The organism is Paenibacillus yanchengensis (assembly GCF_042684845.1).
Lineage (GTDB): Bacteria > Bacillota > Bacilli > Paenibacillales > Paenibacillaceae > Pristimantibacillus > Pristimantibacillus yanchengensis.
In genome coordinates, this window is sequence record NZ_JBHUMH010000003.1 from 66,290 (window position 1) to 84,401 (window position 18,112).

The following is an 18,112-nucleotide window of genomic DNA, read 5'->3' on the forward strand; positions in this document are numbered from 1 at the left end:
AGCCAATCGGTAAAAGTGAAATTTAAAGGAGGAATTGTGTGAAAAAGAAACGATCCCGCTCATTTCGAGAAGAGTTAAGCTATTCGTTTTTGGCGATTGGGTTGACGGCTATTATTACATTGGGGATTTTTCAGTTTTTTCAGCTTTCCTCCTTAATCAAAGACAATCAGCATAGCCAGACGAAAGTAACGGAATTTTTAGAGGATAATATTGAATCGTATATGGCGGAGCATAGTCGAATCATTGATACGATGGCTGCGATGGTTTCCCCTTTGCTAGAAGCAGATGAAATGCAGAAAGTTGAACAAACGTTGGCTGATATTAAACAGCATTACCCGGGTTTCGTTAATTTATATGTTGGAAATATATATGGTGAGTCGCTTGTTTTCTATCCACCTATTTACACAGATGGTGCCAATCGAGAACACATCGATTTCAGTGATCGATCTTATTACAGTAATCTGTTAGAAACGAAACGACAAGTAGTTTCACACGTTTTTCACGGAAGAGGTGGAACGGATATACTGCTTGTTGCTATTGTGTCACCAATTTTTAACAGCAGTGGTGAGATGCAAGGTTATATTTTGGGGGCAATTGATTTAAATGCATTAGGCGAATACGTATCGACTAGGATTTCTGGTGAAGCAAATTATGCTGTCTTGTTAGATCAAGAGAATAACGTAATTATTCATCCGGATATTGATACAAAAACAGAAATGGTCAATTTCGGTGATTCAAAAATTGTTAAGATCATCAATGAAAATGAGGCTAAGTCTGTTAATAGTTTGACCATCAAAGCGGAAGAGCGAGAAAAGGAATTTATTACCTATACCAAAACACCCAATCTGGGCTGGACGTTATGGATAGCCAATCCAATCACACTAATAATGAAGCCACTGCGAGATGCAGCGCTTACTATTTTTTGGTTTATTCCTTTAACTGCACTTCTGGTCGTTTTAGCAAGTCTTTTCTTAAGCGCTAGGCTTGAACGGACGATCCGCAATTTACTGAACACAATCAAACGATACTCCACCAGTTATAAGTCCAACCAACCTGTACAAATTGCCGAGCAGATTAAAGGACCACAAGAAATGACCGATCTGCTTACCCACTTCAATGAAATGCTATTCGAAATCGAAGAAAATCGAGCTGAGCTTATAGAGTTGAACACGCAGCTTGAAGCACGTGTAAATGAGCGAACGGCAAATCTAGAAATGCGGAATGCAGAACTATCAGCAGTGAACAAGCTGATTACTCCGGTTTCTTCAGAGATTGATTTGCCTCGTTTTATTCAAATGTGTTTGCAAAAGGTAGAACCAACGATACCATTTTCCATCCACATTTGGTACCACGAATTAGCTGTTACACGAGAAAAAATATATACAAAAGTTGGTTTACAGTATTACTTGGAACAATATGTTCAAGGTACGAATCAGCATATAGAACCTATTATTTTAAGTGGACTGCCTAATGGTTATCTTATAGTTGATCTAGCAGAAGGACAGACAATTGAATCGAAAGAGCAATCTTTTCTACAAACCTTTTCTCGATCGTTAGCAATTATGATGCAGAATAAGCTTCTTTTTGAACGCTATCGGAACAAACATGCGGAGTTAGATGCTGTTCTTGAAAGTATGTCAGAAGGAATTATGTTATTAAATAATGACTACCAAGTGGAGTACGTGAATGAATCATTTTTGAACGTTATAGAAGGAGAAGGATTGTATGCTCCACTACATCGTTTGTCGGATGTCTTAAACAGGCTTAGCATCTTATTCGAAAGCACCGAAGAAGAGCTATTATGTTATTTTAATGGCGATAATAGTGAGTTGAAATTGGAGTGCAAGATGGACAATGGAGAAACTGATTTTTATATGTTGCACAAGTTTTCTGTTATCTCAGATGACAAAAAAATTGGTGAAGGGCTGCTTATCCGTGACATTACAAAGGAAGAGGAAATTGATACACTGAAAAACAATCTAATTTCACTAACATCACATGAGTTCAAGACACCAATTACAAACATCCGGGGAAGTGTCGAGACATTGTTACGAGATAATGTGGAGTGGGAACCAGACTTTCAACGTGAGTTACTAGAGGGAGTACATGAAGATATTGAACGTATTCAACAGTTAGTCGACGACTGGATGGACATTTCAAAAATTGAATCAGGTTCATTGTATATTGAACGTAACATGGTACGAGCAGATCACGTTATCGAAAAGTCGATTGATTTGATACCGTTGATTATAAAGCAAGATGCAAAGATCAGGTTTTACAATAAAACAGAAAATGATATATTTTTTTATGCAGACAAAACACGTGTACAGCAAGTGTTGGTAAATTTATTCACTAATGCACTTCGATACAATGATCAACCTCAGAAGAAGATTGACATTACACTTCAAAAAAAGGGTGATTATTTGACAATTGTTGTTTCGGATAATGGAATTGGTATCGCAAAAGAACATCTGCAAAAAGTATTTAATCGTTTCTATCAAGTTGATTTGTCTGCTACAAGACGCTCTGGTGGAACAGGGCTTGGTTTGTCGATTTGTGAAGGAATTATGGAAGCACATGAAGGGAAAATTGAAGCTGACAGCATACCTGGAAAAGGCAGTACGTTTACACTTTACTTTCCGTTAAGAGAGGGTGATGAGGGATGAAACAAAAAATATGTGTGGTAGATGACGAAGCCAAAATATTACGATTCATCTCAGCGAACTTGCGTTCAGTCGGTTATGATGTGGTGACAGTAGCTTCCGGAGAAGAATTGTTAGAGAAGTATGATCTCATTTCACCAGATTTGATATTGCTTGATATTATGATGCCAGGCAAAGATGGTTTTTACGTGTTAAAAGAACTTCGAAAGTTTTCGCATACACCAATTATTATGTTAACTGCTCGTAGCAATCCGAAAGATAAAGTGAGTGGATTGAATTTGGGTGCAGATGATTACTTAACCAAACCATTTTCTTTAGATGAGCTTTTTGCTAGAGTAAATGCCGTCTTGCGTAGAAGCCAGCCATCCCTAACTGAAGGAAACTTTATTGCTTCTTCCATCATTGAGACAGGTTCTCTTCAAATAGATGTAGGCAGCAAGCGAGTATGGATTGATGAAGAAGAATTGAAATTTACACAAACAGAGTTTCTATTGTTAGAAATATTAGCTATTAATTTAGACAAGGTCGTGCAACACGAAACGCTTCTTTCAGAAGTTTGGGGTCCGCAATATCGGGATGATGTGGAGTATTTACGTGTCGGTATTGCTCGGATTAGGCGGAAAATTAAAGAAAGACTAAAAGAACCTGAGGAGTTTATTATTACATACCCAGGCCTTGGTTATATGTTGAAAAGTATAACTAAAACAGTGTAGGTTAATATGAAAAAGTGTGTATTGCATCAATACAATGTGGTTTGTTGGCTGAGGTGAAGGCAGCATAATGCTGGTCTCATGGCAGCCATTTTTTTGTTTATGAACTTCTAAGAAACTTTATAAAAATTTAATGTTTTCGCAATGTCACGCAACTTGATTTTATTCGTCTGCAATGCTGGATATCGTATGCTATGAGTGCAAGGTAAATGATCATTTCCTGAAGTTACAGAAAAAATGAGGAGGCACTCATAATGGGAAAGCAAGCACATAGTAATGGCGAGAAGAAAGAACTGATCCCTTATTGGTTCAAAGCCGTTATTGTATTCTTTCTTGGATGGATTGCAATATATGCGACCCGTGCGATTTTGAATCCTGTCATGGACAATATTCAAAACGAGTTTAGCCTGTCTGCTAGTCAACTTGGTATGATTAGTAGTATTTTCTTTATCGGATATGCAGGACTAAACATTCCATCAGGTATTTTGGGCGACAAAATTGGTAAAAAGAAAGTATTAGTACCTGGAATTATTTTATTCGGTATATTCGCAGCTATAGCAGGTACAATGTCTTCATTCTTCTTATTTGTTTTAATGTGGTTGTTAGTAGGTATTTTCCAAGGGTTTTATTATGGACCACAATATGGGCTTTCTTCAGAAGCTATTCCGAAGAAACATCTCACTTTAGGTTCAGCAATAATAAACAGTGGTATGGCTTTTGGTCTATCAGCAGGGTACTACTTATCCACTTTTACCATTCAAGCAGGAATGTCTTGGAGAACACCATTTTACATCATTGCAATACCGGTTGTAATTATCGGATTACTCATGTGGTGGATTATAAAAGAAAACCCGAAAAAGCGGGAAGCTAATACAACAGAAGTTAAAAAAGAGAAATTAAAATTGAGCGTGTTGTTTAAAAATCGCAACTTGATTTTATCTTACATTACAATTTTTAGTTCTATTTATGGTTTCTTTGTAGTAGTTACGTGGTTACCATACTATCTGCAACATGCTCGTGGCATTGAAGGAAGCGCTGTAGCAACAGTATCATCCCTCGTACCTTGGGCAGCTATTCCAGCATCCATTCTGTTCAGTTGGATTGCCGATCGTTTAGGCAAGAGCCGTCCAGTATTGCTAGTGATGTTACCAATGTCACTAATTTCACTTGTTTCTATAGTAGCATTTGACAATATGACTGTATTGTATATTGCACTTATAGGTTACGGTATATTCGGTAAATTGAGTACAAATCCAGTATTGGTTGCCGTTGTGGCAGATAATGCTCCGAAGTCTTCTTATTCAACTGCATTTGGTGTTTATAACTTTATTGGGATGTGTGGTTCCATATTAGCTCCATACCTAACAGGGTTTTTGACCGATATTACAGGTAGTCTGAATATGGGCTTTTATTTTGCAGGTTTCCTGCTTATCATTGGTACTATAGCAGCATCTCTCATTCGTGAAGATGACCGGAGAAAGAAGCCAGATGAGATAGCCGCTGCCTAAAAGCAATGAACAAGTCGGTAATTGTTGTGGCTGAGTAATAAAAAATAAATCCCTTGATCCCCAGTGATTAAGGGTTTTGTTTTATTTGTAGTTAAATTAGAAATATTAATAATTTTACAGGAAGCTTTATTTAAGTGTAGTTGACAACTAAATAACAGTGTTATATAATTATCTCGAATTCGAGATAATAAACAGAGGTGACCATCATGAATGAAATCCGGGAGGAATTAGCTAATGAGATGCATGACGAGCAGTTATCACTTAAACTATTCATAGTATTAACAAGAGCGTTGAATGCTGTGAAGAAGTGTGTTGAAGATGATATAAAGCGATTAGGACTCAATCCTACGGAATTTGCTGTTCTAGAGTTGATTTATAGCAAAGGAGAGCAACCTATTCAAAAAATTGGCGAAAAAGTGCTTATTGCTAGTAGTAGTATTACTTATGTTGTAGACAAGTTAGAAAAAAAAGCTCTAATTAAGCGAAAACCATGCCCCAAAGATCGGCGTATTACGTATGCGGTTATTACGACAGAGGGTTCTGAATTGATGAATGAAGTTTTTCCAACGCATAGAGCAGCTATTGCTAACATTATGGCTGGTTTATCCGTAAGTGAAAAGCAAGTGATGATCGAACAATTAAAAAAATTAGGTTACTATGCTCAGCAGATGTAATTTTTTTTAATCATATATCTCTAATTAGTAATATATTAATTGATAATAGATGAAGTGGAGTTAAAAAATATTAAATATTTTTTAGGGAAAAATACGTAAAAATTAAACGTTTAATAACGATACGATTGGACAGTATTTAATATACTTTGGAGGGATTAGAAATGAGTAAAAAGACGATGGGAATACATCACATCACAGCTATTGTAGGACATCCACAGCAAAACATTGATTTCTATGCAGGGGTACTTGGATTACGTTTAGTAAAACAAACGGTGAACTTTGACGATCCAAACACGTATCATCTTTATTTTGGAGATGAAGGGGGAAATCCTGGAACTATTATTACTTTCTTTCCTTGGGCAGGCGCTCGTCAAGGAGTTATAGGAGATGGTCAAGTAGGAGTGACAAGTTATGTGGTACCTATAGGAGCATTCAAATTTTGGGAGGAACGATTAAGAAAATTCGAAATACCTTTTACAATCGCTAATCGTTTTAATGAGCAATATTTACAATTTGCTGATCCGCACGGTCTATTATTAGAAATTGTAGAACGTGAAGCAGGGGAACAAAACAAATGGCAATTTGGTGGAGTAACGCCTGACGTTGCAATTAAAGGTTTCGGTGGCGCTACATTGTTCTCTGCTCAGCCCAAGAAGACGGCAAAGTTGCTTGAATCAGTAATGGGGTTAAAACGGATGGATGAAGATGGGGATTTCATTCGTTTTTATTCGACAGCAGCTATTGGGAATGTAATTGATCTAAAAATTACTTCAGCTGGAAGAGGGCAAATGGGTGTTGGGACGGTTCATCATATTGCTTGGAGAGCTGCTGATGATAGTGATCAATTAGAATGGCAAAAACATGTAGCTACCCATGGTTATCATGTAACTCCAGTGCAAGATCGTAATTACTTTAATGCGATATATTTCAGAGAAGAAGGAGAAATATTATTCGAAATTGCGACAGATCCTCCAGGGTTTGCTCATGATGAGTCACAGGAGACGATGGGAGAGAAGTTAATGTTACCTGTACAATATGAGCAATATAGAGAGCAACTGGAACGGAGTTTAATACCGATTAAAGTGCAGGAATTACAATAACTAACACAGGGATGGTGTTTATGCGATCTATAGATCCGAATTTGAATACAGCCAAAGAAAATCATAAATTACTCATTGGTAGTGTTGTGCCACGTCCTATAGCATTCGTTACATCATTATCAGAAAATGGTGTTTTAAATGGTGCACCGTTTAGCTTCTTTAATATCGTATCTTCTAATCCGCCAATGATCTCGCTATCTATACAGCGTTCTGGTGGAAGACAAAAAGATACTGCCAACAATATTACACATACGAAAGAATTCGTCGTTCATATCGTGGATGAGCATAACGTGGAGCAAATTAATAAAACGGCTGCTAGTTTGCTACCTGACCAAAGTGAAGTAGAACTAGCTGAATTGACTTCTATTACTAGTACGAAAATTAAAGTGCCTGGAATTCAACAAGCAAAGGTTCGAATGGAATGTAAATTAGAACAAGTACTAGAACTTGGTGCCGATGGTAACGTAAGCTGTGACTTGGTTATTGGAAAAGTAGTACAATTTCATGTGCAAGATGATATTTATGAAAATGGAAGGATTAACGTTAGAGGCTTGGCAGCTGTTAGCCGATTAGCTGGAGTCAACTATGCGAAAATTGGTGATTTATTTTCTTTAGAAAGACCAGAATAGCTATTTGAATGAATGAAAAGTGAGAGGATGATACGAATTGCAACATGTTTTTAATAAGGGACAGATGCTAATCAACGAACACTCTTGTTACTTCATGGAGCGGGTGGCAACCCATATGGAACGAGCGTAACAGTAGGACAAGATGGGAAAATGATAGAGGACGTGGAAGCAGCAGTAAAACATCAAGCGAAACGTACAATTACAGTTGCTGAATGGGTAAAGAAAGGTAACCAATAACATAGCGAAATGCAAAAAAAGTCAATCTCTTGATCAATGTCAATAATTTTATTTTATGGAAGACGAGAATTAGTGGAATATGATAACCCAAACATATGGTGGTATAACTATTATTTTAATATGTTTACAGTGGCTCAGGTTGCGCTATAGGATAGGGGCGAGTCGCCCCTTGTGCTACATTGTTTTATAAATTGTGGTGTTGATATGGTGACGCTTGATAATGGTAATTAGGACTTTGTTCGACATCGTTATAACTAACGTGAAATAGATCTGTTGTTGCTGGTGAAAGTGGTGGTACTAACCATGACCAGCGACCAGTAATTGAACGCCCAGCATCTTGTTCTTTTCGTTCGAATTGTTTAAATTGTACAGCGGCTGTGTGATGATCTACTATCGTTACTTTTTCTTTTTTGTAGGAATGCAAGACTGCTATATTGAGTTCTACTAGTGCTTGGTCTTTCCATAATGTTGAGGCATGGCTTGTATTTAAATGCAACGCTTTTGCGATATCAACTAATTTATTATATCTATCTTTATCTGCTAAATTTCGTGCTCCTATTTCTGTCCCCATATACCAACCATTGAATGGTGCTGCTGTGTAACTGACCCCACCAATTTCTAAGAGCATATCAGAAACAATCGGAACGGCATACCAACGCATATTTAAATCACTAATCGCCTGTGAAGTAGGATGTTCAATAGGTACTTCTTTAACGATAGTAGCTGGTATTTCAAATAAAACAGGTGTACGATCATCGATTTGGATAACTAGTGGTAAAATATCGTATGCTCCACATAGTGGTTTCCATCCAAGTGCTATACATTGCTTTGTAAAAGAGATGGAAGCGGGATCACCAATAATGGAACCGTCTTTTTGTACGTAACCAGCATATCTCAGTAATTGATGATTCCATATTCTAACTTCTTTTAATGATCCATTCACTACCATCGATTGCTGAAAAATAGAGATAGTCGAACGAATTTTTCCATTATTAGTAGCATATTCAATATGTTGTAATAATGCATCGGCAATACTTTTTTCATCTGTTAATGAACGATGATCAAACACCTGCAATGACTCCCAAAAAAATCGTCCAATACAGCGATTACTATTGCGCCAAGCTAGCTTTGAACCGTACTCAAGCTCGAGACAAGTATGTTCGTATGTACCATGTTGATCTATTTGTTGTTGTATATGGACTAACCGCTGATCTATTTCGGATTGAGATTTTCCCAATTCTGTGTAGCAATTAGAAATGAATTTTTTCGCTTCATTAAAAACTTCCGCAGCAATCATGATTTACTCCTCTTTAGCAGTAATTTACCATTATATTTAATATAGACCTTTTAGAATAATGATAATTGAAATTGTTTGTACGTTCTCTTTGTTGAAAATAGAATATATTCACTATCCCATATTGATTATACAATTTAGATCGACAACTATCCAAGCTTAGATTATCTATTCTGTCTCAATTAGGATGTGAATTCCATCTGTTTATAGCTTACTATTGTATGAAGGAATATTATCTTACACTTACAGTGAGCCATGGACACTAATATTGCGCTGGTGAGTATAACTTGTTACATTGTAAATAGCACAAAAAATTTGACAATCGCTGACTTTTATATGATAATGAGAATGAGTGTCTGATTAGAATAATTATTGATAACGAAGTTACGTTATTAGTTGTTTAATCGGAAGACTCGTTTACGGAGAAGGAGCAAGAAGGTGTTGCAAAGTGGAGTATACTGTTTTGTTTTTGGTAAACAATACTTACGAAGCGGCGTTACATTAACTTGTGAATTTTCAGAAAATACAAGAATCAGCCAAAAGGCCAATATATTATTCTATAGGAGGAATTACTAATGTCTTTAATCGGAAAAGAAGTTTTGTCGTTCAACGCATCAGCATATCATAGCGGTACTGGTCAATTTATCGAGGTTTCTGACGAAAACTTAAAAGGGCAATGGAGCATTGTATGTTTCTACCCAGCAGACTTTACATTCGTATGTCCTACTGAGCTTGAAGATTTGCAAAATCAATACGATGAGCTAAAAAAATTAGGGGTAGAAGTATATTCCGTTTCTACAGATACTCATTTTACACATAAAGCATGGCATGACCATTCTGATGCAATTAGCAAATTGCGTTATGTTATGGTTGGCGATCCATCTCAAAAAATTTCTCGTAACTTCGAAGTGTTGGATGAAGAAAGTGGTCTAGCACAACGCGGTACATTTATCGTTGATCCAGACGGTATCGTACAAGCAGCAGAAATTAATGCTGACGGTATCGGTCGTGATGCAAGTACATTGGTTGGTAAAGTGAAAGCTGCACAATATGTTCGCAACAATCCAGGTGAAGTATGTCCAGCAAAATGGCAAGAAGGATCTGAAACATTGAAACCTAGCCTTGATCTTGTAGGTAAGATTTAAGGAGCGTTTGATATGCTACTAGATGACACAATAAAAGCGCAATTAGCTCAATACCTGGAGCTGTTGGAAGGCGAAGTGTTACTGAAAGTAAGTGCAGGAACTGATCAAGTTTCCCAAGAAATGTTGCAATTAGTAGATCAAATAGCAACGATGTCTACTTTGATTAAAGTAGAGAAAACAGAATTAGAACGTACACCAAGTTTTAGTGTGAATCGTGTTAATGAAGATACAGGCATTACGTTTGCCGGCGTTCCTCTTGGACATGAATTTACTTCTTTAGTATTAGCGTTGTTGCAAGTGAGTGGTCGTGCTCCAAAAGTAGATGAATCTGTTATAGAGCAGGTTAAAAACTTAGATGGAACGTACCATTTTGAAACTTATGTTAGCTTAAGTTGTCAAAACTGTCCGGATGTTGTACAAGCGCTTAATACGATGAGCGTATTAAATGCAGGTATTACTCATACGATGATAGATGGGGCTGCCTTTAAAGAAGAAGTAGAAAGCAAAGATATTATGGCAGTGCCAACGGTGTTTTTAAATGGCGAGCCGTTTGGTAGCGGTCGTATGGCGCTGGAAGAAATTCTTGCGAAACTCGGCAGTACACAAGATGCCTCTGCTTTTGCGGATAAAGATCCTTATGATGTACTTGTCGTAGGTGGTGGACCAGCTGGTGCTAGTGCAGCGATCTATGCTGCTCGTAAAGGCATTCGTACTGGTATTGTTGCTGATCGATTTGGTGGTCAAATATTGGATACTGCATCGATTGAAAACTTTATTAGTGTGAAGCATACAGAAGGTCCGCGATTAGCTGCGAGTTTGGAAGAACACGTCAAAGAATATAATATCGATGTGATGAAACTACAGCGTGCTAAACGTTTGGAAAAGAACGATCTTATTGAGATTGAACTTGAAAACGGCGCGGTATTGAAAAGTAAAACGGTTATTTTATCAACAGGTGCTCGTTGGCGTAATGTCGGCGTTCCTGGGGAAATGGAATTTAAAAATAAAGGCGTTGCGTACTGTCCTCACTGTGATGGACCACTATTTGAAGGTAAGCGGGTAGCTGTTATAGGCGGAGGAAACTCTGGAATTGAAGCAGCTATCGACCTTGCTGGTATTGTGGAGCATGTAACTGTGCTGGAGTTTATGTCTGAACTTAAAGCAGATGCCGTATTACAAAAAAGACTACACAGTTTACCTAACGTAACGGTATTTACTAATGTGCAAACAAAAGAAATTACTGGTACGGATAGAGTAAATGGTATCACTTTTGTAGATCGAGAATCTGGTGAAGAGAAGCATGTTGAGCTTGCTGGAGTATTCGTACAAATCGGCCTAGTCCCTAATACGGATTGGCTTGGTGATACAGTAGAACGCAACAAGTTCGGTGAAATTGTTATCGATGCACGTGGAGCAACCAGTGTTCCTGGTGTATTCGCAGCAGGTGATTGCAGTACAACACCGTACAAACAAATCATTATTTCGATGGGCTCGGGTGCGACTGCTTCATTAAGTGCATTTGATTACTTAGTTAGAAATTAATGATTGAGTTTTAGTCAGATGAGGTGTCTTATACCGTCCAACAGGCGGTGTAGAGCACCTCATCTTTTTTGTTGCAAAGTATTAATTGATGAACCATTCAAATCATTTTCCTATTGATGATAGACATGTTATGATGATGAAAATAAGAATGATGTTGAAATGAGAATAGGGGGAAAAAGTGTGAAAGTAAAAGTTTGGATTCCGTTTATTGTAATGGCATTGTTGTTGGCTGCATGTGGTGGCAATGGGGGTAGTAACAAGGCGGAGATGACAGAAGATCAAGTGAAAGAATTAGTAAATGAATATAGTGTTGGTGATTTTAAAAATATTAGTGCATCTATTACATCGGATGAGTTAATTATTACAGACGAAAAACAGAAAAAAACAGTATATACATTGCCAGAAGCAGAGTTTTTTGTATCAATCGCACCATTTGAAAACCAAACACATCCATGTGGTATTCATAGTTTGACTGGATGCCAAGGGGAAATGGTTACAGAGGAATTTGATGTTCATATTGTAGATGAAAGTGGCAAAGTCATTATTGACGAGAAAATGGCAACATTAGAAAATGGCTTTATTGATCTGTGGTTACCTCGTGATCAAAAATATCAAGTTACCATCAAGCAAGGTGACAAACAAGTAACTTCTGAAATAACTACATTCAAAGGCGATAATACATGTATAACGACAATGCAGCTTCTATAAATAAGCTAACATAATTGCCTAACCTGTCCCATATAATGAAACAGACAAGCGTTACTGTGTGTGTTTCGCAGATTATGGATGGAGATAGGTGAGGTGGTTGTGTATGGGTCGGTGGAAGCGGCATGTTGTTATTTGGTTATCGTATAAAGGAATGCTGCGCTTATCGCTCGCGCTCGTAGCTGTAGTAGTAGTCGTTTTTTTGATGAGTCAACGTATTACTCCAGAAAGTAAATGGACATATTTCAACTTGCCACTAGCCAATCAAAAGATTGTTATCGATGCTGGACATGGAGGAGTAGATGGTGGAGCGGTAAGCAAGCAAGGGTTGATTGAAAAAGATTTAAATTTAGCCATCGCTTTGCAATTACGAGATTATTTACAGCAATCAGGTGCAACAGTAGTTATGACTCGAGAAGGCGATTACGATTTGGCTAGTGCGGATCAAAAAAAGTATAGTAAGCGTAAAACGGAAGATTTATTGCGTCGAGCAGCGATTATTAAGAAAGAAAACCCTACGATTGTTATTAGTGTTCATATGAATAGTGTACCATCGCCTAAGTGGTCAGGAGCACAAACTTTTTATTATGCCGGAAATCAAGCTAATGGAATGAAGTTAGCAGAATTAATACAAGAAGAGTTGCGTCAAAATTTACAAAATACATCACGTTCTGTAGGAGAAGCGGCGAATGTATATTTGTTAAAAGAGATTACGTCATCGCCAATGGCATTAGTAGAGGTCGGATTTTTGTCGCATCCAGAAGAGGCAGTTCGGTTAGCCGATGCAGAATACCAGCGAAAAGTAGCAGCTTCTATTTATCAAGGGGTTTTACGATTTAGTGCAGAAAAAACGTTAGAATAGTAAACGATATCGGATGCATTGTTAGTACCTCACCTATGATATAATATGAAGAGTACAAGCTGATAAGAATAAAGGTGGGGAAAAATAGATGTTGTCACGTGAACAAGCAATAGAAGTAATAACGGAAGCGATGGCTCCATTTCAAGCGGAAGATGTAATATTTCGGGACGTTATGGTACGAAATGAAACAGTTTCTCTTACGGTTATAGGTGCTACTGCTATGCAAGAAGAAAAAGTTAAAGAAGCATTAATAGCCGTACTTGTACCGTTTGGTGTGGAAACGGTACATTGTCGCTTCCGAGTGGCGGCACCAGAAGCAGATGAAGCAGGTGGTCAACCAGGGAAAGTAGCAGGAACAGCTATTGGACATGGTAGTAATTTGAGCAGTTCATTGCTCGATCCGGATAACAATGTGACGTTCATTGCTATTGCAAGTGGAAAAGGTGGCGTTGGAAAATCAACAGTTACTGTTAACTTGGCTGTAGCACTAGCACGTGCAGGTAAACGAGTTGGCATAATTGATGCTGATATTTACGGTTTCAGTGTTCCTGATATGATGGGAATTGAAGAACGACCTGAAGTAATAAATGATAAGATCATTCCAATCAATCGCTTCGGAGTAAAAGTTATTTCCATGGGTTTTTTCGTGGAAGACAACAATCCGATTGTTTGGCGAGGTCCGATGCTTGGCAAGATGCTTCGTAATTTCTTCCAAGAAATTGAATGGGGAGAGATGGATTACATATTGTTAGATTTGCCACCAGGAACAGGTGATATTGCACTTGATATTCATCAAATGATTCCACATAGCAAGGAAATAATTGTGACCACTCCACATGCAACTGCGGCGTTTGTAGCGGCTAGGGCTGGTGCGATGGCTATTAAAACAGAACATGAAATTATCGGTGTAGTTGAAAACATGTCTTATTATGTCTCCACATCTACTGGAGAAAAAGAGTACGTATTTGGTCGTGGCGGCGGTGCTAGATTAGCGGAAACATTGAACAGTGAGTTGTTAGCACAAATTCCATTAGGTCAACCGGAAAATCATCCAATGGAAGCTGATTTCTCGCCATCCGTATATAAAAGCGAATCTGCAATTGGACAACTGTATGATGAATTAGCGGAATCTGTTATTTCCAATTGTGAATAGTATGTAGAACAAGCACTAAGTAACGAGTCGGTTACTATAGTGCTTGTTTTTCTATAATTTAATGAAATTATTTAGGAAGTGGAAGCGGGTGTAACTCATTATTGCTCCTCTTCTTCTTTTTGTTGCTGATCTTGTTGTTCATCTTCACCACTTTGTTCCTCTTCTTGTCCCTTTTCTTCTGATTGACCATCTTGCGGTTCCTGCTGTTCTTGATCCTGTCCTTGCCCTTCATCTTGTCCTTTTTCTTGCCCTTCTTCTTTTTGTTTTTGCACTTTTTCATTCGGCTTTATTTGAAGCTCTTCTTTTACTGCTGCTTTCATTAAATCTAACATTTCAAGGCGGAAAATCGGATTTTGCATAGCATCCTGTATCATGGACATTAACTCTTTTCGGTACTGACCGCTTTTTAAAACTTCCAGTATAAGCTTATCCATTTCTGGCGTTCGCATCGCTTTGATCATATCCGCCTGATACGTAGGATCTTTAATAAGTTGCTTATGAATGTTTTTATTGTCTTTATTAATTGCTTTGGCGAATTCGCCTGCGAATCGAACATCGGTCATCAAGCTTTTAATAACGCGATCATAGCCTGGAGAGCTTATAACTTCTTTTACCGCTAATCGTACCTCTTCTTGATCTTGGACAGAAAGTAATTGTGAAGACTGCGCCTTATAGCCTGTCATCTTTTCCGCAGATTCTTGTAGTGCTTTTTGGGCGTCTTCTGTTTTCAAAATATCGATAACCATCGATTTCATGTCCTTGTAATTCATTTGTTGAGGCTGAGGCTCTGACCCGCAACCTGTTAATAATGCAACAAAAAATATAGTGAAAAGTGTAGAGAAAAAGCGCATATTTATTTACTCCTTTCGAGATACAACTACAAACAGATTGTAAGATAATCTTATTATGCTCATTGTTCACGGGATTATCATCGAAAAGAGTTAGCTTTTTGTTGTGATCGTGGTAAAATAAAGGCAAAACAACAGGAGGCAAATTAGTGTGACAATAAGAAAATGGTTCTTTTTATTTTGGAGTACGATGGCGATTAGCGCTGTTGTATGCGTTGTCGTAGGTTCGATTATGTTGCTCACGAATCAAGAATTCGGATTTTTAGGATTTGAAGCAACTGGATTTAATGCAATGATGATGGCAATTTCAGGCTTGTTAATTGGTGTATTTAGTCAAATGGGATTTTTCGCTTATTTAACACTTAATTACATTGCGCTTAGTGTATTTCGTAAAAAGTATTTATGGAATACGCTCCAAGGCTACATTACTGTATTTGCCATTTTCGCGATGGGTTATGTGTTATACATAGAGAAAACTAATAACTGGTTATTTTGGGTATTACCATTGGGGTTAGTGTTGCTATCTGTGTTAGGTACAGTTATTAAAATTAAACAAACGAATCGTTCGGCGTTAGTACCAACTATGTTTTTACTTTTTACGATTACATTTATCGAAGCTTGGCCAGCTATTCAAGGTGAGCCTAATATTGCCGCTGTTATATTTATGATATCTCCGTTGTTTGCTTGTAATTTTTATCAAAATATGATGATGCATCGGTTACTTAAAAAAAATGAAGCCGATTCGGCAGTAATTACTGCAAAACCGGCTAATTCTTAACTTTTAGTTCGTCATTGATGAAGAAAATGAGTTAACATCTATTTTATTAAATGTTGTTTTATCTTGTACGGGTTTGCCTTGTACTTCCGTTTGTGTAAGCAGATTGGAGACGGAGGCAAACTCGTATCCTTTTGTACGTAGCTGCTCGACGATGGCTGGAAGTGCTAGATGAGTTTGTTGAACAGTATCACTAGCGTGAAGTAAAATAATATCGCCTGGTTGAGCATTAGATACGACGCGATCGACAATTTTTTCAGTACCAATATTCATCCAATCCATGGAGTCGGTATTCCACTGAATAACTTTATAGTTGAGATCACTAGCAATTCTTAATACTCGTTTGTCGAAATCACCGTTTGGCAATCGCAGCAACTGAGGTTTTTCTCCTACAATGTTGGACAAAATAGTGTGAGCTGTAGAAATTTGTTTGTGTATTTCTTCATTTTCTAACTTGCTGTAAAATTCATGCTTGTGTCCATTGCTACCTATTTCAAAACCAGCGTCTTGAATTTTTTTGACTAGTTCAGGCTCTGTTTGTGCCCATAAAGAAGAAATAAAGAAGGTTGCTTGTGTAATATTCTTTTCTTTTAATACTTCCAAAATTGGTTCTACTCGTTTGTTCCCCCAGCTGATGTCAAAGGTGAGTGCAACTACTTTGTTGTCTGTTACTACGTTGTAGATGGCAGCAGGTTGTTCCGTAGGAGCAAATACAGAAATATTTTCTCGCTCGGAATAAATGACACCTACGGCAAATACGAGAGCAATGAGTAAAAATACATATTTTTTAATTTTTCGACCGCTCCATACAAAAAACATATTCATTAGGATAGGCTCTCCTCTCTTTTGGAAACTGTTGCTTGTACTACAATTTATGCTCGTACTAGAAAGATATTCGTATGAAATGAAAATATATTTTAAAAATAGACAAGGGGATCGGAATACTATGTTTAAGTGGCAAGCGATAAAACAACATTTTAAAGAAATGCGCACTTATATTGGTGTTAGTATTGTCTTATTTTTGGCAGGTACTTTTGTTGGGGCTACGGATCATAGCTTTGCCAGCTTTTTGGATGGTCAATTGGCAGGGTTGGAACAGCTTAGTGATGCTATATCACAATCTAAAAACGTTGCCTTAGTTTCTTTTTTAATTATCTTTTTAAATAATGCTGTTAAAGCGGTTATAACGATATATTTGGGCGCTTTTTTTGCTTGGTTTCCTATTAGTTTTTTAACTATTAATGGTATGGTTTTAGGATATATGTTTCAAAAAATTGCTGAAGAAAAATCGATGTCTGTAGCCTTTGAAGTATATGCAAAAGGAATATTGCCGCATGGATGGATTGAAATTCCTGTCATTATTGTGGCGGCTGCTTATGGCGTACGATTCGGTGTGTTAATGATGCAATTGGTTATACATAGTATTTTTTCAAGATCCAAGCTAAAACAAACGTTGAATAACTTGCGATATTTTTTAATAAGGTCTGTTCCTGTGGCGATCTTGGTTGTTGTGTTTTTACTGATTGCAGCCATTATTGAAAGTACATTAACCCCATTAATTTTATCAATTTAGAAAATTGATGTAATAAAATTTCCAATTATTGAGCATAACAGTAAAGCGGTCATTACAACATGAGTTGCTGATGATAGGCAACAGCGGTTTATCTCGCTATGGGATTTAACTAGCTATAAAGGCGTATTCGCATGTTATGCACAATAAGGGGGACTGTATATAAATGTTAGGAATGTTGTTTAATGAAAGAGAGTGTAAAGAACTACACTATATGCTACGTAAAGAGTTGGACGAAATGCTTAGTGACTTGCAGGATGAGCGATTGGATGGGGAAATTAAACGTGCGGTAACTAGAAGGTATAAAGTGATATTTAAGATGTATGCTCGTATGGCTTCACCACAGGAATTATCCCGATACGTAATAAATGAACGTTCTTACCGTTAAACATTAGAAATATTAAAGTATTCGATATTTTTTTCGAGTATTATTTGATAGCTATATATGAAGCGATTTTTCGGGAGAAAATAAAGTGAAAAAAATGTTGAAAAAGGGGTTGCATTTAATTTGTCGACTGTGATATATTATAAAAGTCGCCGATGAGATGCGGTGCACAACAAGCAAAACAACAACAAACAAAACGAAACAATGATTTGTTCTTTGAAAACTGAACAACGAGTGAAGTAATACAAAGCAAGTCAGCAAGAAATGAGCTACAAACTTTTATTGGAGAGTTTGATCCTGGCTCAGGACGAA

General features: G+C 37.3%; 17 protein-coding genes and 1 pseudogene. 15 read left to right on the top strand and 3 right to left on the bottom strand.

Annotated elements, in window-relative coordinates; all coding sequences use genetic code 11:
• Nucleotides 1–38: 38 nt before the first annotated feature.
• The 7 genes and pseudogenes from ACFSTH_RS00635 to ACFSTH_RS00665 form a co-directional block, all read left to right on the top strand.
• Nucleotides 39–2,666 carry a sensor histidine kinase gene (locus tag ACFSTH_RS00635; RefSeq protein WP_377770088.1) on the top strand — a complete coding sequence of 876 codons (2,628 nt, stop codon included), beginning with the start codon at nt 39–41 and terminating at the stop codon, nt 2,664–2,666.
• Complete coding sequence (locus ACFSTH_RS00640) at nt 2,663–3,376, top strand: response regulator transcription factor (RefSeq protein WP_377770089.1); 714 nt, start codon at nt 2,663–2,665, stop codon at nt 3,374–3,376. Before ACFSTH_RS00635 ends, ACFSTH_RS00640 begins: the two co-directional genes overlap by 4 nt.
• Before the next feature lie 251 nt (nt 3,377–3,627).
• Nucleotides 3,628–4,881: an MFS transporter gene (locus tag ACFSTH_RS00645; RefSeq protein ID WP_377770090.1), complete on the top strand. Its 1,254-nt coding sequence runs from the start codon at nt 3,628–3,630 to the stop codon at nt 4,879–4,881.
• 206 nt (nt 4,882–5,087) lie between these two features.
• Nucleotides 5,088–5,555, top strand: a complete 468-nt coding sequence (locus ACFSTH_RS00650; RefSeq protein ID WP_377770091.1) for a MarR family winged helix-turn-helix transcriptional regulator — start codon at nt 5,088–5,090, stop codon at nt 5,553–5,555.
• Nucleotides 5,556–5,716: 161 nt separating this feature from the next.
• Entirely contained in the window at nt 5,717–6,655 is a 939-nt protein-coding gene (locus tag ACFSTH_RS00655) for a ring-cleaving dioxygenase (RefSeq protein WP_377770092.1), read from the top strand.
• 20 nt (nt 6,656–6,675) lie between these two features.
• Nucleotides 6,676–7,284 (top strand): flavin reductase family protein, encoded by a 609-nt coding sequence (locus tag ACFSTH_RS00660; protein ID WP_377770093.1) that lies wholly within the window; start codon nt 6,676–6,678, stop codon nt 7,282–7,284.
• A gap of 87 nt (nt 7,285–7,371) precedes the next feature.
• Nucleotides 7,372–7,521: pseudogene (locus ACFSTH_RS00665) on the top strand (NAD(P)H:quinone oxidoreductase, type IV); the annotation flags it as partial.
• A 184-nt stretch (nt 7,522–7,705) separates the two neighbouring features.
• Here the strand turns inward: ACFSTH_RS00665 and ACFSTH_RS00670 are convergent.
• Nucleotides 7,706–8,818 carry a nitric oxide synthase oxygenase gene (locus ACFSTH_RS00670; RefSeq protein WP_377770094.1) on the bottom strand — a complete coding sequence of 371 codons (1,113 nt, stop codon included), beginning with the start codon at nt 8,816–8,818 and terminating at the stop codon, nt 7,706–7,708.
• A 572-nt stretch (nt 8,819–9,390) separates the two neighbouring features.
• Between ACFSTH_RS00670 and ahpC the strand changes: the two genes are divergently transcribed.
• The 5 genes from ahpC (at nt 9,391) to ACFSTH_RS00695 (ending at nt 14,222) form a co-directional block, all read left to right on the top strand.
• Nucleotides 9,391–9,960, top strand: coding sequence for an alkyl hydroperoxide reductase subunit C (ahpC, locus tag ACFSTH_RS00675; RefSeq protein ID WP_377770095.1), 570 nt, complete (start codon nt 9,391–9,393; stop codon nt 9,958–9,960).
• A 12-nt stretch (nt 9,961–9,972) separates the two neighbouring features.
• Complete coding sequence (ahpF, locus tag ACFSTH_RS00680; protein ID WP_377770096.1) at nt 9,973–11,502, top strand: alkyl hydroperoxide reductase subunit F; 1,530 nt, start codon at nt 9,973–9,975, stop codon at nt 11,500–11,502.
• Nucleotides 11,503–11,682: 180 nt separating this feature from the next.
• Complete coding sequence (locus ACFSTH_RS00685) at nt 11,683–12,210, top strand: CueP family metal-binding protein (RefSeq protein ID WP_377770097.1); 528 nt, start codon at nt 11,683–11,685, stop codon at nt 12,208–12,210.
• 103 nt (nt 12,211–12,313) lie between these two features.
• Entirely contained in the window at nt 12,314–13,069 is a 756-nt protein-coding gene (cwlD, locus tag ACFSTH_RS00690; RefSeq protein WP_377770098.1) for an N-acetylmuramoyl-L-alanine amidase CwlD, read from the top strand.
• Nucleotides 13,070–13,157: 88 nt separating this feature from the next.
• Nucleotides 13,158–14,222, top strand: a complete 1,065-nt coding sequence (locus ACFSTH_RS00695; protein ID WP_377770099.1) for an Mrp/NBP35 family ATP-binding protein — start codon at nt 13,158–13,160, stop codon at nt 14,220–14,222.
• 98 nt (nt 14,223–14,320) lie between these two features.
• Here the strand turns inward: ACFSTH_RS00695 and gerD are convergent, their stop codons facing one another.
• Nucleotides 14,321–15,073 (bottom strand): spore germination lipoprotein GerD, encoded by a 753-nt coding sequence (gene gerD, locus ACFSTH_RS00700; protein WP_377770100.1) that lies wholly within the window; start codon nt 15,071–15,073, stop codon nt 14,321–14,323.
• 148 nt (nt 15,074–15,221) lie between these two features.
• Here gerD and ACFSTH_RS00705 point away from each other — a divergent pair, with 148 nt between their 5' ends.
• The gene (locus ACFSTH_RS00705) at nt 15,222–15,848 is read left to right on the top strand and encodes a KinB-signaling pathway activation protein (RefSeq protein WP_377770101.1); all 627 of its coding nucleotides are present in this window, start codon (nt 15,222–15,224) and stop codon (nt 15,846–15,848) included.
• Nucleotides 15,849–15,851: 3 nt separating this feature from the next.
• Here the strand turns inward: ACFSTH_RS00705 and pdaB are convergent, their stop codons facing one another.
• Complete coding sequence (gene pdaB / locus ACFSTH_RS00710) at nt 15,852–16,670, bottom strand: polysaccharide deacetylase family sporulation protein PdaB (RefSeq protein ID WP_377770102.1); 819 nt, start codon at nt 16,668–16,670, stop codon at nt 15,852–15,854.
• A 121-nt stretch (nt 16,671–16,791) separates the two neighbouring features.
• Here pdaB and ACFSTH_RS00715 point away from each other — a divergent pair, with 121 nt between their 5' ends.
• Nucleotides 16,792–17,418 carry a stage II sporulation protein M gene (locus ACFSTH_RS00715; RefSeq protein WP_377770103.1) on the top strand — a complete coding sequence of 209 codons (627 nt, stop codon included), beginning with the start codon at nt 16,792–16,794 and terminating at the stop codon, nt 17,416–17,418.
• Nucleotides 17,419–17,581: 163 nt separating this feature from the next.
• Nucleotides 17,582–17,803, top strand: coding sequence for a hypothetical protein (locus ACFSTH_RS00720; RefSeq protein WP_377770104.1), 222 nt, complete (start codon nt 17,582–17,584; stop codon nt 17,801–17,803).
• The last annotated feature ends 309 nt before the right edge of the window (nt 17,804–18,112 follow it).

Coding starts and splice junctions, on each gene's coding strand:
- ACFSTH_RS00640 (WP_377770089.1), top strand. CDS start 2,663: ATGAAACAAAAAATATGTGTGGTAGATGACGAAGCCAAAATATTACGA.
- ACFSTH_RS00645 (WP_377770090.1), top strand. CDS start 3,628: ATGGGAAAGCAAGCACATAGTAATGGCGAGAAGAAAGAACTGATCCCT.
- ACFSTH_RS00650 (WP_377770091.1), top strand. CDS start 5,088: ATGAATGAAATCCGGGAGGAATTAGCTAATGAGATGCATGACGAGCAG.
- ACFSTH_RS00655 (WP_377770092.1), top strand. CDS start 5,717: ATGAGTAAAAAGACGATGGGAATACATCACATCACAGCTATTGTAGGA.
- ACFSTH_RS00660 (WP_377770093.1), top strand. CDS start 6,676: ATGCGATCTATAGATCCGAATTTGAATACAGCCAAAGAAAATCATAAA.
- ACFSTH_RS00670 (WP_377770094.1), bottom strand. CDS start 8,818: ATGATTGCTGCGGAAGTTTTTAATGAAGCGAAAAAATTCATTTCTAAT.
- ahpC (WP_377770095.1), top strand. CDS start 9,391: ATGTCTTTAATCGGAAAAGAAGTTTTGTCGTTCAACGCATCAGCATAT.
- ahpF (WP_377770096.1), top strand. CDS start 9,973: ATGCTACTAGATGACACAATAAAAGCGCAATTAGCTCAATACCTGGAG.
- cwlD (WP_377770098.1), top strand. CDS start 12,314: ATGGGTCGGTGGAAGCGGCATGTTGTTATTTGGTTATCGTATAAAGGA.
- ACFSTH_RS00695 (WP_377770099.1), top strand. CDS start 13,158: ATGTTGTCACGTGAACAAGCAATAGAAGTAATAACGGAAGCGATGGCT.
- gerD (WP_377770100.1), bottom strand. CDS start 15,073: ATGCGCTTTTTCTCTACACTTTTCACTATATTTTTTGTTGCATTATTA.
- pdaB (WP_377770102.1), bottom strand. CDS start 16,670: ATGAATATGTTTTTTGTATGGAGCGGTCGAAAAATTAAAAAATATGTA.
- ACFSTH_RS00715 (WP_377770103.1), top strand. CDS start 16,792: ATGTTTAAGTGGCAAGCGATAAAACAACATTTTAAAGAAATGCGCACT.
- ACFSTH_RS00720 (WP_377770104.1), top strand. CDS start 17,582: ATGTTAGGAATGTTGTTTAATGAAAGAGAGTGTAAAGAACTACACTAT.